The organism is Flavobacterium chryseum, from assembly GCF_004362015.1.
Classification (GTDB): domain Bacteria; phylum Bacteroidota; class Bacteroidia; order Flavobacteriales; family Flavobacteriaceae; genus Flavobacterium.
The window spans coordinates 1-17,008 of the sequence record NZ_SNWW01000002.1 but is presented as its reverse complement, the minus strand read 5'-3'; the positions used below and the strand labels follow the sequence as shown (position 1 = coordinate 17,008).

The following is a 17,008-nucleotide window of genomic DNA, read 5'->3' as shown; positions in this document are numbered from 1 at the left end:
AATTGTTTAATTACAGAAGGTGAAACATAGTGTTAACGATATCGTCATAAACCTGTTTATCTCTTTCTCCGGCTCTTGCTAAAACCCTGATCCCGGAATAAGTATTAAAGATAAACCGGGCCAGAACTCTTGCGTCTGTAGCTTTGGAGATATGTCCTGAATCCTGTCCTTTTCTTACTGCATTAGTAAAAACTTCTTCCATTTTCTGACTATTGCTTTTTACGATTTTTGCTATTTCTTCATCATGCATCGCGAGTTCTACAGAAGAATTGACCATAAAGCAGCCCTTTGTAATTCGATCCTGCAAACTTTCTATCACTGCTTGTTTAAATATATCATGCAGCGTTTTTTTAACGTTTTTCGATTCCTCTAAAAGTTTTACTATCTGATCTTGTGACTGCTTTTGATAACGCTGCAAAGACTGTGAAAACAATTTTTGTTTGTCACCAAAGGTATCGTACAAACTTGAACGGCTAAGTCCTAAATGAGTTACTAAATCCTGAGCTGAAGTTCCGTTGTAACCTTTGTGCCAAAAAATTTCGATGGCTTTGTCTAAAGCCTGATCTTCGTTAAATTCTTTCGTTCTAGCCATAACTTTTTAATTAAATTACTGTACAAAGATACTAAAAAACGGAACATTCGTTCCTGAATTAGAGAAAAAAATTAGACTACTGCATTTACAGTAAGGCCACCATCTACAACAATTTCTGTCCCTGTAATGAATGAAGCATCATCAGAGGCTAAGAAACCAACTGTTTTCGCTATTTCTGAAGATTGTCCAAAACGTTTCAATAAAATTTTCTCTGCCAAAACTGCTCCAAAACCTTCAACTTCTGCTTTCTCTAAACCTAATTTTCCATAAAGTGGAGTTTCAACAGGACCAGGAGAAACGGCATTAACTCTAATTTTTCTTGGTGCTAATTCTGTTGCAAAAACTTTGTTTAAAGATAAAACTGCAGCCTTGCTTGATGCATAAACGCTCGAATTTGGCATACCAACATGTGCATTGATTGAAGTATTAAAAATAATAGAACCACCGTCGTTTAAAATTGGTAATACTTTTTGAACAGTAAAATAAACGCCTTTTACATTTACATTCATAATACTGTCATAATGTTCTTCTGAAGCTGAATCTACAGGAGCAAAAGATGCAATTCCCGCATTTAAAAATAAGATATCAACTTTTCCGAATTGGTTTTTTACCTGTTCTACTAAACTGTCAATCGATTTTAAATCAGATTGGTCTGAAACAATGCCAGTAACGTTCAATTCTTTTTCTGCTTTAGCCAAAGCTTCTTTGTTTCTTCCTGTAATAATTACTTTGGCTCCTTTTGCTGTTAGTTCAGCTGCAGCTGCATAACCAATTCCACTATTTCCACCAGTTACAATTGCTACTTTTTTTTCTAAATTTTTCATTTTTATTTGTTTTTAAATTATTTGTTTTTAATTATTATGGTACAAAGATATAATAACGGAACGATTGTTCCGTTATTATAATTGTTAATTTTTAGTTAAATTTTTACTATTTATAATTATAAGAAAGCAACGATATATCGTTGATAGTCAATTTTATAATATTTTAAATTTAAATAAAGAATTATCAATACCTTCGTTTAAGCTGATTAATTCCAAATAAAATGCTCTCAAATCACTACAGAATACTTCTGTTTCTCCTTGTATGGTTTACAGTTGGAGAAGTAAAGGCATTGGCTCCTTCCGAGAGCATAATGGAGATAGGAATTGGTCTTGATAAGGAAACAGCTTATAACGAACTACAGGTAAAAAAAGCGGAGGAACTTTTAAGCACATTACCTGAAAATATAGACAAAATCAAAATTTTATTAAAGGTCAGTGACTGGTATGAAGCGTCCTATAACAGCCCTAATACTTTGTTAAAGGCATTTCAATATGGGGAGGAAGCCCTAAGAATAAGCCAAAACCTTAATTCTAATATTTATACTGGTAAATGCTATCTACAGCTAGCTATGGTGCAGGAGTTGCGAAATAACAACTCAATGATAGAAATCAACGCCAGAAAAGCAATAGAGGCATTAGCTAAAACAGATGAAACCGATGATTTGGCAGAATCATGGGTAATGGTCTGGTCGGCCAAAATGCGTACTAATGCATCAATATCAGAGCGATTAGATCCAATTTTTAAGGCCGCAGCTCTTTTTGAAAAGTCCGGAAACAATAAAAGAAGTGGTGATTGTTACAGAGAAATCAGCGAATTATATTTTTCAGTTTCCGATTTTCACAAGTCTTCAAATTTCTTAAAAAAAGCTATAGCTTTCTATAAAGCAGCCAATCTGAAAGAAAGCGACATTTATCCCATTTCCTCCAGGCTCAATATTATCTATGAAACAGAAAAGAAAAGCATGGATATTATCAAACTTAAAAATAAAACCTTGTTGCAGCAAAGCAAGCTTAAAAACGAGGTATTTTTGCGTAACTCCATGATAATTTTTGTTTTGCTTTTACTTATAATACTTGGATTACTCTATAAAAGTTTCAGGTTTAAGAAGAAAACAAATAAGGTGCTGGAAACACAACGAAATGAAATCAATAAAAAAAATAGTACACTGCAAAAGCTGGTCGGTGAAAAAGAATGGCTTCTGCGTGAAATTCATCATAGAGTAAAAAATAACTTGCATATGGTCGCCGGTCTCCTTGCAAGTCAGGCTGAATTTCTAAAAAATGAAGAGGCTCTCCAAGCTATTAATAGCAGTCAGAATAGAATTCATACCATGGCTTTAATCCATCAGAAATTATATCAATCTGAGAATTTATCGATAATTGATATGCCTTCTTATATTTTTGAATTGACTGAATATTTGAAAGATTCTTTTGAGATCAGAAAATCAATCCGCTTTATACTGGATATTGACAGCTTTAATCTGCCTTTGTCTCATTCAATACCCATTGGACTAATTTTTAATGAAGCAGTTACAAATGCTATTGTATATGCCTTTCCAGATCTTAAAAATGCAGTAATTAGGATTTACCTTAAAACAAATGACAATAAAAATTATGTTTTAATTATTCAGGACAATGGTATAGGGCTTCCCTACGACATTGATCCCTACGACAGTCCTTCGTTAGGTATAAAATTAATGCATGGGCTTTCGAACGATATAAGTGGAAAATTTCAAATTACTAATGAGAATGGTACAAAAATAACTTTGGAATTTAGCACTGCAGATAGTAATTTTAATTAATTTAATTTTATAAAATGGCTAAACCATTAAAAATACTTATAGTTGAGGATCAGTTTGTTGAGGCAAATCACTTGCGACTGATGCTGAAAAAAGCCGGACACTCCGTTATTGGAATGGCAAGATCTGTTCCTGATGCTAAATATTATATTGCAGAGCAGAGGCCAGAATTGGTGTTACTGGATATTTTTCTGTCGGGAAAAGAGACCGGTATTGATCTTGCCGAAATACTCAAAGACGAAAATATTCCTTTTATTTATCTTTCGGCTAACTCTAACGAAGAAGTGCTTAGCAAAGCAAAACTAACGCATCCTCAAGGTTTTTTGGTGAAACCTTTTAGAGAAAAAGATTTATTAGTAACAATTGAAATTGCTGAATATCATCAGCAGTATGGTATGGAATCTTCTATTAGAAAAGAGCTTTTGTTTCAAAAGCAATTAAAAACTATAGTAACAAAAAGCGGAACATGGGATGAGAGGGTTTTTAATATCATTACCGCGCTGCAGTCTCTTATTTCTTTTGATCTTGTAATGGCTGTTTTTTATATGGAAAATAAATTATCCAGCAGAGTTTTGGGCTACGCAAGAACAGGATTGCATGAATATCAACGGATAGGAATTGAAGAATTGCAAAATATTACTGCATTAAAAGAATCTGAGATTACTGACTTAAGAAACAAAAGTAATGTGGAAACAAACGCCACATTCTATAATGATGAGGATTTTATCAAAATATGTGAAAAAGACCCTCTCAAAAAATTGATGGCTACTTCCATGAATATGAAGTCAAATCTCATGCTGCCGGTTCCTTTAGCATTGTCCGGAAATGGCGGATTATATTTATCTTTTTTCAGCAGACAGACAGATAATTACAATAAAAATCATTTAACACTGTGTGAAAGGCTTCAGGAACCTTTAATTTTTGCAGTTGAAAATTTAATCAGTCATGACAAAAAACTGGATAAAAAAAACACTTCTGAAACTCCTGTAACAGCTAAGAATATAAAAGATTTAGGATTTGAATCGATCATTGGCAAAAGTCCGGCTTTGCTAAAAATATTTGACCATATTTTACAAGTTGCTCCCGCTGATACAACAGTTTTAATTACTGGAGAAAGCGGTACAGGAAAAGAGAGTATTGCCCATAGTATTAAGGAACTTTCAAATAGAAAAAATCAGCCGTTTGTAAAAATTAATTGTTCAGCACTTCCACCAAGTCTCATAGAATCTGAGTTGTTTGGACATGAAAAAGGATCTTTTACGGGTGCTTCAGAAAGACGGATTGGTAAATTTGAACAAGCTGATAATGGCACTTTGTTTCTCGACGAGATTGGTGATATGCCATTAGAAATGCAGGCAAAACTACTGCGGGCAATTCAGGAAAAAGAAATTGAACGTGTTGGAGGAAATGATTCAATAAAAGTTAATGTACGGATTATTGCAGCTACCAATTGTAATCTTGAAAAAGAAGTTGCTGATGGACGTTTTAGATTAGATCTTTATTACCGATTAAATGTGTTTCCAATTCAGCTGCCTCCTTTAAGAGAACGGAAAGAAGATATTGGACTCCTCGCACGCCATTTCATTACTTTCTATAGTTCTAAAACGGGAAAAAATGTGACGGAAATAGGAGAGAGTGCTTTAAAAAGTCTTTTGTCTTATCAATGGCCTGGTAATATTCGGGAATTGGAGAACCTGATTGAAAGAAGTATTCTATTGGCAAAAACAAATACGATTGAGCATATTCCGCTTCCGGCTTTTGATGAAATTAAAATAAATGCTAATTCAAATGAATGGTTCTTTAAAACTATTCAGGAAAATGAAAGGGAGCACATTATCAATGTGCTTGAAAAATGCAACGGAAGAATAAGAGGTGCCGGAGGTGCATCCGAAATCTTAGGGCTACCGCCTACAACGTTAGCTTCCAGAATGCAAAAATTGGGTATAAAGAGAAGCCACTTTTAAAGAATTAATTTGTAAACAAACGATATTAAGTCGCTTTATTTTCGTCGTACGACGAAATATAGTCGGTACTGGTATAATTGCAAATATGTAAGTGGCTTATTATTAGATAAATATAGAAAAGGTTCGGTTTTAGTTTACACTTTGGCATAACATTAAAATGTGTAATATGCTGACTGAAAACCCTACAACAATACTTTTTATTACAGGTGCATTTGTAAGCAATAGATGCTGGGATGACTGGAAAACCTTTTTTGAAAATAAAGGCTATACAACACTTGCACCTGCATGGCCATATAAAGACGCTCCCGTAGATGTTTTACGTTCCCGACATCCAGATCCTCAGATTGCGAGTTTACGCTTAACTCAGCTAATAGATCATTTTGAGAATATTGCCAAAAAACTCCCTCAAAAACCTATTGTAATCGGACATTCCATTGGTGGACTTGCTGCGCAAATACTTTTACAACGTAATTTGGCATCAGCCGCAATTGCTATACATTCAGTTCCTCCGCAAGGAATAATGACTTTTGAATTTTCATTTTTAAAAGCTGGATGGGGGCCACTTGGCTTTTTTACTTCTTCTAAAAAAACTTTCTTAATGAATTTTAGCCAATGGCAATATTCATTTACAAACGGAATGCCTGAGGAATGGCAGGAAAAAGCATACTGTGATTATGTTATTCCCGAATCTAAGCTAATTGTTCGCGACACGATAACTTCCGCTGCAAAAGTAGATTTTCAAGCTGCTCATAATCCGCTCTTATTAATTGCGGGATCGGCTGATCATACTATTCCAGAATCTCTCAATTATTCCAACTATAAAAAATACACGAATAAAAATTCGATTACCGATTTCAAAGTTTTTCCCGAAAGAAATCACTTTGTTTTAAATCAACCCGGCTGGCAGGAGATTGCAGTCTTTATACAAGACTGGATTGGAAAACTGCCTGCTTAAAAAGTATAATAACCATTATTCTAATAACCAATTAAATTTTTAAATTATGAAAACGAATTTATTGAACACTACTTTTTTAAACTTGAAAAGTAAAACAGTCCACATTTTAACCTTTGTATTTTTACTACTGGTTTTAATATCATGTAATAAAAAAACGGAAGAAACTACTGTAACAGAAACTACACCTACCGAATCTTCCGAAACAACTCAGCCAGCACCTGCAAATCCACCTGCGAATTTCAAACATGCCTACGAAGAAGTGAATGGAGTTAAAATCCATTACGTGATTGGAGGTAAAGGAGATCCTCTGGTATTGGTTCATGGTTTTGGACAAAACTGGTACATGTGGAACCGTTTGCTTCCGGAACTTTCAAAACATTTTACCGTTATCGCTCCGGATTTAAGAGGAGTAGGAGAATCTGATAAACCAGAAGGAGGTTATGACAAGAAAAACATGGCAAAAGATATTCATGAACTGGTGAAAAAATTGGGCTACGACAATATTAATTTGGCAGGACATGATATTGGACTTATGGTCGCTTACGCCTATGCTGCACAATACGGGAGCGAAGTGAAAAAAGTAGCTTTGATGGATGCGCTTCTTCCTGGTATCGAACCGGTTTGGTCACAAGTGTCAGCTTCTGCATGGTGGTTTGGATTTTTTGCATGGCCAGCTTCAGGGGATATTGTTAAAGGAAAAGAAAAAGAGTTTTTGACTAATTTCTGGCCAATGGTAGGACATGTTAAAGATCCTTTTACTGCTGAGGAAACTGCTGAATTCGTAAGAGCTTATGCTGTTAAAGATGGTGCGAAATCTACTTTCAAATGGTTTGGAGCATTTCCGCAGGATGGAAAAGACAATTTAGTATTAGCAAAAACAAAACTTAAAATGCCTTTGCTTGCTATGGGCGGAGAATATTTTTCGGCAGCATTCCTAAAAGAGCATTCTAAATTGGTGGCCGACAATGTAAGTGAATCTAAAATTGCAGGTTCAGGACACTGGTTGGTTCAGGAAAATACAGCTCAGGTACAAAAAGATTTATTGGCATTTTTCCTTGCAAAATAAAACAGCAGCTTACAAAGACAGACCAATAAATTTTAAAAAATGAAACAAATATTTGCAACACTATTATTTTTCTTTGGTCTGTTAATGCAGTCTCAGGAAAAAGCCGACCTGATTATTTACAACGGTAAAATTGCAACGATGCAAAAATCAGGCGAATTTGTTCAGGCGCTAGCATCTAAAGACGGAATTATTCTGGCAACAGGAACCTCAAAAAACATTTTAGAAATGTATAAAACTACAGCCACTAAAGTGGTTGATGCAAAAGGCAAAACCGTTGTTCCCGGCTTAAATGACAGTCATATTCACGTCATTCGAGAAGGTTTGAATTACAATGCAGAATTGCGTTGGGATGGTGTCAAAACCTTGAAAAAAGCAATGGAAATGCTTAAGGAACAAGCAACAAGAACTCCTCCCGGAGTTTGGATCAAAGTAATTGGAGGTTGGAATGAATTTGGCTTTGAGGAAAAAAGACAACCAACCATCGAAGAAATAAACGCAGCCGTTCCTGACAAGCCTGTCTTTATAACTTATTTATACGGCAAAGCTTTCCTAAACAAGAAAGGAATCGAAGTTTTGGGCTACAGTAAGGACACGCACTACGAAGGAAGTGTTTTGGAACAAGATAAAAACGGAAATCTAACAGGATTAATGTTTGCCAAAGAAACACCAAAAGCCATTTATACCACTTTAGGATTAACTACAAAATTGACTCCTGAAGAAAGGATTAACAGTTCGCTTCAGTTTAATCGTGAACTGAACCGTTTTGGTTTGACTTCTGTAATTGATGCAGCCGGAGGTTCTCAAAATTATCCTGCAGATTACGCCAATTCGATGGAATTAGCAAAACAGGGAAAACTGAACCTTAGAATTTCGTATTATCTCTTTGCACAGCAAAAAGGAAAAGAACTTCAGGATTACGAAAAATGGGTTGCCGAAACGGTCATCAATAAAAACGATAACCTTTTGACAGCCAATGGTTATGCCGAAGAAGGTGCCGGAGAAAATATCGTAGCATCTGCGGCAGATTTTGAAAACTTTTTGGAACCAAGAATTGTACTTTCTGATGAAATGGAAAAAGACCTGGAACCTATAATTCGTTTATTGGTTAAAAACAGATGGCCTTTTCGTTTACATGCTACTTACGGCGAATCGATTGACAGAATGCTCAATGTATTTGAAAAAGTCAATAAGGAAATTCCGTTTAACGGCTTACGCTGGTTTTTTGATCATGCCGAAACCATTACACCTCAGGAATTAGAAAGAGTAAAAGCATTAAATGGTGGAATTGCAGTTCAATTCAGAATGTATTTTCAGGGAGAATTGTATGAGAAAATGTATGGTGCTCCAAAAACACAATTGCCTCCGATTAAAAAAATGCTCGAAATGGGAATCCCTGTGGGAATGGGAACGGATGCTACGCGTATTTCAACATACAATCCGTGGATGGCGCTGCATTGGCTTATTACAGGAAAAACGTTGGGAGGTATGCAGTTTTGGCCAAAAGATCAGGTTTTAGACAAGTTCACCGCACTTCAATTGTACTCTTCAGGAAGCGCCTGGTTTTCGGGCGAAGAAAAAGAAAAAGGAAAATTGATAAAAGGAATGTATGCCGATATGTCGATTCTATCAGAGGATTATTTTACAGTTTCAGCCGATAAAGTTCGAAACATCGAATCGGATCTGACCATTGTAAATGGAAAAGTAGTGTATGGTGCGAGGGATTTTAAATCACTTGATCCTGCAATTGCTCCTGTAATTCCGGATTGGTCGCCAGTGAAATATTTTGGTGGCTATGCTAAAAAAATGTAAAACGAATTGAAGACAATTCCATAAAAAATAAATCATGAAAATTCAAAAAATAATCTCAGCATTCGCAATTATCATGTTGTGCACATTAGCTAATACATTCGCTTATGCACAATTCCCAATGCCCAGTCACGTGCCCATTTGGGACGCTAACAAAGTGACTTTAAAGCTGCATAAAATTTCAGAAAATGTGTATGCCGTATCTCCAAGTACAACCGAAACCGAAACCACAAAAGGAATTGCACAGGCAACTTCGGCTGGATTTATTGTAGGAGACAAAGGGGTTTTGCTTATCGAAACGATGTTAAGCAAAGGATTATACGATCAGCTTTATAAATTAATCAGGTCTGTAACCCCAAAACCTATTGTTTATGCCATAAATACAAGCGATCATGGCGATCATTGTTTCGGAAATTATTTACTTCCAAAAGAAACAATTGTCATTCAGAATGAATTCTGCAAAGACAATCTTGCTAAAAATTATGATAATATCAAACAGTTTATGATCATGCTTTTTGGAAAGGGAAGAGGAATCGAAGAGAGTGTTTACCGTCCGGCAGATATTACAATAGCCATCAACCAGACCATGAAAATTGATATGGGAAAAGGGAATATTGTTGAAATTATCAATGTAGGAACCGCACAATCTCCGGCTGATCTTTTTGTTTATTTGAAATCATCTTCAGGAAATGTATTGTGGGCAGGAAATCCTTTTATAGCTGAGAGTCCTACAATTCCATGGTTATTTGACGGGTATTTTCTTGAGCCGGTTCAAAACCTGAACAAAATTTATAATATGATTTCGGATAAAGATATTGTGGTTCCCGGTCATGGCCGAATTACTAATAAAGCAGGTATTAAGTACACAATAGATTATGTTACAGCTTTGCAGTCTAATGTTGAAAATGCAGTAAAAAAAGGTTTGACATTGGAAGAAACCAAAACGGCTGTGACCATGCAGGAATTTGATAAAGGATATGAACTCTTTAACTGGCTTCATTTCAATTTTAATGTTCCAAATGCATACAAAGATATTAAGCAAAATGGAATTAAATAAAAGTAAATCAGGTTGTGGTATTTAAAATTGATTTATGAAAAACAAGATAGTATTACTGGTTTTATTGCTTTCAATTTCAGGATTTGCACAGCGTTATCCTGATTTTAAATCACTGCGATTTGATGAAAATTACAGTGTTTTGGAAAATGATACTGATACTGTGAGCAATGACTGGTACAAAACAGTGAAATTTCTGCCACTTTCTGCTTCTAAAAAAACGTATATCAGTTTTGGGGGCGATATACGTTTTCAGTACTTCTATGCTAAAAATGAAAATTGGGGCGATGGTCCGCAGGATAACGATGGTTATGTTTTAGGAAGATATTTGTTTCATGCGGATTTTCATGCCGGCAAGTATTTCAGAACTTTTGTTCAAATGCAAAGCAGTATGGCTGACGGAAGAATTGATCCGAGTCCGGTAGAGCAAAATCCGCTCGAAGTACATCAGGCATTCGGTGATTTCAAGATAATAGACGAGGGCAGTAAAAGACTAATTTTAAGAGTAGGAAGGCAGGAACTCACATATGGATCACAACGTTTGCTAGCTGTTAGGGAAGGTCCTAATAACAGACAATCTTTCGATGGGGTTAAAGCCATTATAGGCAAAGAAAATTTTACAACAGATTTATTTTACAGCCATTATGTTGTGGCACACAACGGTATTTTTGATGATGAATCGAATAAAGACAGACAACTATGGGGAAGTTATTTTGTCTTTAATAAAATACCAGTTGTCAAAAATATTGATGTGTATTATTTGGGGTACCAAAGAGCGAATGCTGCCTTTAATGATGCAGCAGGAAAAGAAAAACGTCATTCGGCGGGAACACGTATTTGGGGGAAAACAAAAAACTGGCGTTACGATGGTGAAGCGGTTTACCAGTTTGGGGACGTGGCAGAAAAAAAAATCAATGCATGGACAGCTTCTATTAATGTAGGATATCGTTTCAATGAGGTAAAGTTTCGACCGGAAATTGGTTTTAAAACTGAAGTAATCAGCGGAGATAAAAACGCAGGAGATACAAATTTGGAAACCTTTAATCCTCTTTTTCCCAGAGGCGCTTATTTTGGACTGGCTTCTGTAATCGGACCATCCAATTTGATTGATTTTCATCCGTCGCTGAGTTTTGAAATTGCCAAAAATGTAGATTGGGTTATTGACTATGATATGTTTTGGCGATACAGCGGCAATGATGGTATTTATGCGCCAAATATGTCACTCATTTATCCTGGAGATACTACCACAGAAAAGAAAATCGGAAATCAGTTAGAAAGCGAAATCATCTGGGAACCTAATCAATATCTCTATTTTAGGCTCGAAGCGACCTGGTTTAAGGCAGAAGATTATATCAAAGCATCCGGAACAGGTAAAAATATATTCTTTACCGGAATTACCATGCAACTTCATTTTTAGACTTAAAATGGAGTTAAATCAAAATAATTTAAAAAACATTATTATGAAAAAAGCTGTCTTTAAATCAAAAATGAAAACTATAAAATTAATACTGGCAATACTGCTGATTAGTTTTTCAGCACAAGCGCAAGTGTATTCTGATGAAGAAATCAAAACAAAAGAAACTGTTGATAAGTTCTTTGGATATGTTGGAGCCAAAAATCCCGAAAAAATAGCCTCGATGGTTTCAGAAAATGTGGATTGGTATATTTTTGAATCAAAGTATATGCCATGGACGGGACATCGTTCTAAGAGAGAAGAAATTTCAGAATTATTCAAAACACTATTCAGTTATTTTGTTGATGGAAGTGAAAAACTCGAGGCACAATCTTTTCTATTGAGAGGAAATGAAGTAGCCGTTTTTGGTTTTGTTGAAAGAACCGTGAAAAAAAACGGAAAACATTTTAAAATGCCTCTTGCGATTCATATAACAGTGGAAAATAATTTGATAAGCAAATTTTCACTCTATGAAGAAACATTGATTATTGAGAAAGTACTTAAATAAAAATAAAATTTATCATTTACTGTAAAAACAAGGAGAACAGTTTTCAAATAAGAAAATTTCAAGGTTCGATTGTTTTTTGCCTTTTTGATTGTGATAATGGATCCCACATCCTTTTGTATAGTAGAGGACAGTAAAAAAATTAAAATTAATAATAACCTAAAATTTATTTATTATGAAAAATTTACTATCAGCAGTACTGTTTTTAGTTACTGTTACAGGATTTTGCCAAAAGCCAGGTCCTGCATTGTTAAACCCGACCAATCATGCATTAGTACTAATAGATTATGAAGGTCAAATGGCTTTTGCAACCAGCAGTATAAGTATAGACCAATTACGAAACCATGTGGCATTAGTGGCAGGAGCATCTAAAATATTTGATATTCCTACTGTGGTTACTACCGTGGCCGAAAAATCATTCAGTGGACCTATGTTTCCTGAAATTTTGGAATTGTATCCTGAATCTTCCTATATCGATCGTACTACGATGAACACCTGGGAAGACGTAAATGCCTATAAAGCCATTGTGGGTAAAAACAAGAAAAAACTGGTTTTTGGAGGATTATGGACAAGCGTGTGTATTGTTGGCCCTGCTTTGTCAGCCATTAGCGAAGGCTATGATGTTTATATAATTACAGATGCATGTGGAGATGTAAGTAAAGAATCTCACGATCAGGCAATTACACGCATGGTTCAGGCTGGTGCACATCCAATGACTTCTCTTCAATATTTGTTAGAACTTCAAAGAGATTGGTCTAGACAAGCTACTTATAAACCGGTAAATGATCTTGTAGTTAAATATGCCGGTGGTTACGGAGTAGGTGTACAATATGCACGTCAGATGGTCAAACATTAATTGACTGCCATTCTTTATCATGCCACAGTTGCTGCTTTAATTGAAGCAAATGCAAAAGGCAGTGAAATAATTTTAAATTTTAGTAAAAGAGTATGAAGGATCGAAGAACATTTCTCAAACAAGCAGGTCTGGCTGGCCTTGCGGGTTTGATGCCACTAAGTACATTATCAGCAAGTGATCTCAAAGCAGACCATTTAAACAATGATGAAAGCACTGAAGCCAAATGGGCTGACGGGTCTCGTTTGGTAGTGTCGGTATCAATGCAATTTGAAGCGGGCGGTCAGCCCGTAAATGCTGAGAGTCCATTTCCGCAAAACATGCAAAAAGGATTTGTAGATCTTCCCGGCGAATCCTGGTATCAGTATGGATATAAAGAGGGAATTCCAAGAATGCTGGACAATTGGGATAAATTTGGAATCAAAGTTACTTCTCATATGGTGGGATCAGCAGTACTAAAAAATCCGGAACTTGCCAAAGAAATTGTAGCAAGAGGACATGAAGCTGCCGCCCACGGTATGGATTGGGCGACGCAATATTCTATGCCATATGAAACCGAAAAGAAGTTTATCAAGGACGGGGCAGATGCTATTAAAAAAGTTACTGGTTTTGAACCTGTAGGCTATAATGCAAATTGGTTGAGACGCGGAACAAATACATTGGAAATTTTGCAGGAACTTGGTTTTAAATACCATATTGATGACTTAAGCCGCGACGAACCTTTTATATTAAAAGTAAAAGGAAATGATTTTGCAGTGGTTCCGTATACGATTCGCTGTAACGATATTGTATTGATAGAAGGGAAAAATTTCAGTGCCGATCAGTTTGTGCGTCAGGTTAAAATGGAATTTGACCAGCTTTATAAAGAATCAGAAAAAAAATGCAGGCAAATGTCAATAAGTTTTCATGATCGTATAGGAGGCACACCACAAATGGTCGCTGCTACTACGGAAATCCTGTCATACATTCAAAAACATAAGGGGGTTAGTTTTAGGCGAAAAGATGAGATTGCTAAAATGGCTTATGAAGATAAATATACCATTAGAGAATGATGATGCAATCATAAACAGCCAATTAAACATCTTACTTATTAAATAAGAATTATTATGAAGTATCAGAAATTATTTGAGCATTACAACTTAAGTGGAAATCAAATAAAAAACCGTTTTTTAATGGCTCCTATGACGCGTTCAAGAGCTTCACAGCCTGGTGATATTCCAAATGTTTTAATGGCTGAATATTATGCACAAAGAAGCACCGCAGGTATTATAATTACCGAAGCAACACAGGTTTCGCTTCAGGGAAAGGGTTATGCTAAAACACCTGGTATTTACACTCAGGGGCAAATAGAAGGCTGGAAATTAATTACAAAAGCGGTACATGAAAATGGAAGTAAAATTTTTCTGCAGTTATGGCATGTCGGCAGAGTAAGCAGTTCAAAAGTAAACGGATTACAGCCTATAGGACCATCTGCAATAACTGCTCAAAACACCAGTGTTTATATATTTGACGGTTCTTCAGATGGAGATGCAACATTTGTTCCCGTTGAAGAACCCCGGGAAATGAATAAAGCTGATATCGAAATTGTAATTAACGAATTTACAGAAGGTGCCAAAAATGCTATCGCTGCTGGCTTTGACGGAGTTGAAATTCATGGCGCTAATGGTTATTTGATTGATCAGTTTTTAAGAAGCAATAGCAATGTAAGGACAGATGAATATGGTGGAAGAAAAGAAAACAGAATTCGTTTACTCATTGAAATTTCAAGAGCGGTAGCCAATACAATTGGAAAAGAAAAAACAGGAATAAGATTATCTCCATTTATCAGTTTTAAGGACATGAATGATCCTGAGATTTTGGAGACTATAATGCTGGCAGCAGAACAATTAAATAAACTGGATGTTGCTTATATTCATCTTTGCGAAGCTGATTGGGATGATGCACCACAAATTCCTTCAGATTTTAGATTTAAACTTAGAGATACATTTAAAAATACAATTATTGCAACAGGGAATAAAACTGCTGAAGAAGCCGAGAAATTACTTCAGGAAGACTTGGTTGATTTAACTGGTTTTGGGCGGCATTTTTTGACTAATCCTGATTATCCTGCGAGAGTAAAGCATAATTCAATTTTAAATGAAATTTCAGATAGTCATACTTTATTTGGAGGAGGTACAGCAATTGGTTATACAGATTATCCTTTTATGAAGTAAAAGTCAGCTTTTACGTAGTTTATTTATTAATTCGGAATTTGAAAGTAAACGCCACTTTAAACATTTAAGTGGCGTTTACTTTTTAATAAGGTTGCAATTTATAAATGCTTAAAAGTCTTTTAAAGCCCGTATTCTTTAAAGGTATAAAAATTTAACCAACTATTAACATAATTAATAACGGAACAATCGTTCCGTTATTACAATTTTGCCCCATAAATATTTAAATATAATATATCAATGAAAACAATAATTAGAAATTTAGCCATGCTTTCAGGAGCATTTTTAATGGGAATCAGTTTAACTGCCCAAACCAAACCCACATTACCAGCGAACCCGCCGGCCAACTTTAAGTATGCAACTGTAAGGGTGAATAATGTTGACATTCATTACGTAATAGGAGGGAAGGGAGAACCCTTAGTATTAGTTCATGGATTTGGTCAAAACTGGTACATGTGGAACAGACTTTTACCAGAACTGTCTAAACACTTTACTGTAATAGCTCCAGATTTACGAGGTGTTGGAGAATCAGGCAAACCAGCAAACGGTTACGATAAAAAAACAATGGCGAATGATATTCATGAGCTAGTAAAAAAACTCGGATACAAAAATATTAATATAGCGGGACATGATATTGGATTAATGGTGGCTTATGCGTATGCCGCACAATTTCCGGGTGAAGTGAAAAAATTAGCTTTAATGGATGCTTTGCTTCCAGGAGTTGAACCAGTTTGGTCACAAGTTTCAGCATCAGCTTGGTGGTTTGGATTTTTTAGCTGGCCATCTTCCGGCGCTATAGTAAACGGAAAAGAAAAAGAGTTTTTAACCGGATTCTGGCCAGTTGTGGCTTTTAATAAAGAGTCTTTTACAAAAGAAGAAACAGCAGAATTCATTCGTGCTTATTCCGTTAATGGGGCTACAACAGGAAGCTTTCATTGGTTCGGTGCTTTTGCTGAGGACGGAAAAGACAACCTTGAATTTATGAAAACGAAATTGAATATGCCAGTTTTGACAATGGGTGGACAGTACTTTGCTGCAGCATTTTTAAAAGATCACACCAAACTTGTCGCTACTAATGTTTTTGAAACCAATATTCCAAATTCAGGACATTGGATTGTTCAGGAAAACACAGCAGCAGTTCAAAAAGGATTATTAGACTTTTTTCTTGAAACAAAATAATTCCACGAAATAATGCTAAAATGTCACAGCATATAAATTTATATTATGCCGTGGCATTTTTTTGTTTCTGTCGGATTTTGGATTTATTTTACCTTAATGTAAACTCGCCTAAAAATGAATACCAAGGTCACTGCTATCCAAAATACATAATTCTTCAGTCAGTATATTTCAAATTAAGATTTAAACTTAGTTACCGTGCCATTGAAGAAATAATGAAGAATAGGGATGTAATTGTGGATCATTGCACAATTCAGCGTTGGGGTTATAAGTTTGCACCTTTGCCTGAGGCAGAGATCAAGAATAGAAAAGGCAGAGTAGGTGCGAGTTGGAGATTGGATGAGACCTATATCAAAGTAAAAGGTATTTGGTGTTATTTATTTTTCAGGAGCTTTTTCCCGCTATACGTTCCAATCTTTTGTGCCGAACCCCGGCACGAAAGGATTTCCACTGCTATCGGGGCTAGAGCTGCTGGGGGGTAATTTTGTCTTTAGAGAATAAATTTGAAGCTAATTGTTGTATTTGTAATTTACAGCGGTGCAAAAAATAAAGTATTTTTTTCGTAAAATATTTTCTGGAAGGAACGAAAACAAAAAAATCACTAATATATCTATTACAACTTTTTCAAGCAAAATAAGGCACCAATTGTCTTCAATTTGGATATTCTGGATAAAGTGAGCACCTAATTCTGGATAAAAGTGAGCAGTATAAATGAACTCAAAAAGGTGTCTAAAAAGTAGTTTAAAAGTAT

Annotated in this window: 15 protein-coding genes; 13 read left to right on the top strand and 2 right to left on the bottom strand. The window is 35.5% G+C overall.

Annotated elements, in window-relative coordinates:
• Positions 1-10 precede the first annotated feature (10 nt).
• Positions 11-592: a TetR/AcrR family transcriptional regulator gene (locus tag EV143_RS03855; RefSeq protein WP_133506667.1), complete on the bottom strand. Its 582-nt coding sequence runs from the start codon at positions 590-592 to the stop codon at positions 11-13.
• Positions 593-663: 71 nt separating this feature from the next.
• Positions 664-1,416 carry a glucose 1-dehydrogenase gene (locus EV143_RS03850; protein ID WP_133506666.1) on the bottom strand — a complete coding sequence of 251 codons (753 nt, stop codon included), beginning with the start codon at positions 1,414-1,416 and terminating at the stop codon, positions 664-666.
• A 221-nt stretch (positions 1,417-1,637) separates the two neighbouring features.
• On the opposite strand from EV143_RS03850, the gene EV143_RS03845 reads away from it, so the two are divergent.
• The 13 genes from EV143_RS03845 (at position 1,638) to EV143_RS03785 (ending at position 16,739) form a co-directional block, all read left to right on the top strand.
• On the top strand, positions 1,638-3,218 hold the full coding sequence (locus EV143_RS03845) for a histidine kinase dimerization/phosphoacceptor domain -containing protein (RefSeq protein WP_133506665.1): 1,581 nt from the start codon (positions 1,638-1,640) through the stop codon (positions 3,216-3,218).
• A gap of 14 nt (positions 3,219-3,232) precedes the next feature.
• On the top strand, positions 3,233-5,179 hold the full coding sequence (locus EV143_RS03840; RefSeq protein WP_133506664.1) for a sigma 54-interacting response regulator: 1,947 nt from the start codon (positions 3,233-3,235) through the stop codon (positions 5,177-5,179).
• A 166-nt stretch (positions 5,180-5,345) separates the two neighbouring features.
• Entirely contained in the window at positions 5,346-6,134 is a 789-nt protein-coding gene (locus tag EV143_RS03835) for an alpha/beta hydrolase (protein WP_133506663.1), read from the top strand.
• Between the two features lie 46 nt (positions 6,135-6,180).
• Positions 6,181-7,200, top strand: a complete 1,020-nt coding sequence (locus tag EV143_RS03830; RefSeq protein WP_133506662.1) for an alpha/beta fold hydrolase — start codon at positions 6,181-6,183, stop codon at positions 7,198-7,200.
• 39 nt (positions 7,201-7,239) lie between these two features.
• On the top strand, positions 7,240-9,009 hold the full coding sequence (locus EV143_RS03825) for an amidohydrolase (protein ID WP_133506661.1): 1,770 nt from the start codon (positions 7,240-7,242) through the stop codon (positions 9,007-9,009).
• Positions 9,010-9,043: 34 nt separating this feature from the next.
• Positions 9,044-10,063 carry an MBL fold metallo-hydrolase gene (locus tag EV143_RS03820; protein ID WP_133506660.1) on the top strand — a complete coding sequence of 340 codons (1,020 nt, stop codon included), beginning with the start codon at positions 9,044-9,046 and terminating at the stop codon, positions 10,061-10,063.
• A 34-nt stretch (positions 10,064-10,097) separates the two neighbouring features.
• Positions 10,098-11,477, top strand: coding sequence for an alginate export family protein (locus EV143_RS03815; protein WP_133506659.1), 1,380 nt, complete (start codon positions 10,098-10,100; stop codon positions 11,475-11,477).
• Positions 11,478-11,547: 70 nt separating this feature from the next.
• A complete protein-coding gene (locus tag EV143_RS03810; protein WP_166638110.1) occupies positions 11,548-12,021 on the top strand; it encodes a nuclear transport factor 2 family protein in 474 nt (157 codons plus the stop codon).
• A gap of 172 nt (positions 12,022-12,193) precedes the next feature.
• Positions 12,194-12,874, top strand: coding sequence for a hydrolase (locus tag EV143_RS03805; protein WP_243739784.1), 681 nt, complete (start codon positions 12,194-12,196; stop codon positions 12,872-12,874).
• A gap of 92 nt (positions 12,875-12,966) precedes the next feature.
• Positions 12,967-13,923 carry a polysaccharide deacetylase family protein gene (locus tag EV143_RS03800; RefSeq protein WP_133506656.1) on the top strand — a complete coding sequence of 319 codons (957 nt, stop codon included), beginning with the start codon at positions 12,967-12,969 and terminating at the stop codon, positions 13,921-13,923.
• Positions 13,924-13,977: 54 nt separating this feature from the next.
• Positions 13,978-15,084 (top strand): alkene reductase, encoded by a 1,107-nt coding sequence (locus EV143_RS03795; protein ID WP_133506655.1) that lies wholly within the window; start codon positions 13,978-13,980, stop codon positions 15,082-15,084.
• A 237-nt stretch (positions 15,085-15,321) separates the two neighbouring features.
• Positions 15,322-16,260 (top strand): alpha/beta fold hydrolase, encoded by a 939-nt coding sequence (locus EV143_RS03790; RefSeq protein WP_208111250.1) that lies wholly within the window; start codon positions 15,322-15,324, stop codon positions 16,258-16,260.
• A gap of 20 nt (positions 16,261-16,280) precedes the next feature.
• Complete coding sequence (locus EV143_RS03785; RefSeq protein WP_133506654.1) at positions 16,281-16,739, top strand: IS6 family transposase; 459 nt, start codon at positions 16,281-16,283, stop codon at positions 16,737-16,739.
• The last annotated feature ends 269 nt before the right edge of the window (positions 16,740-17,008 follow it).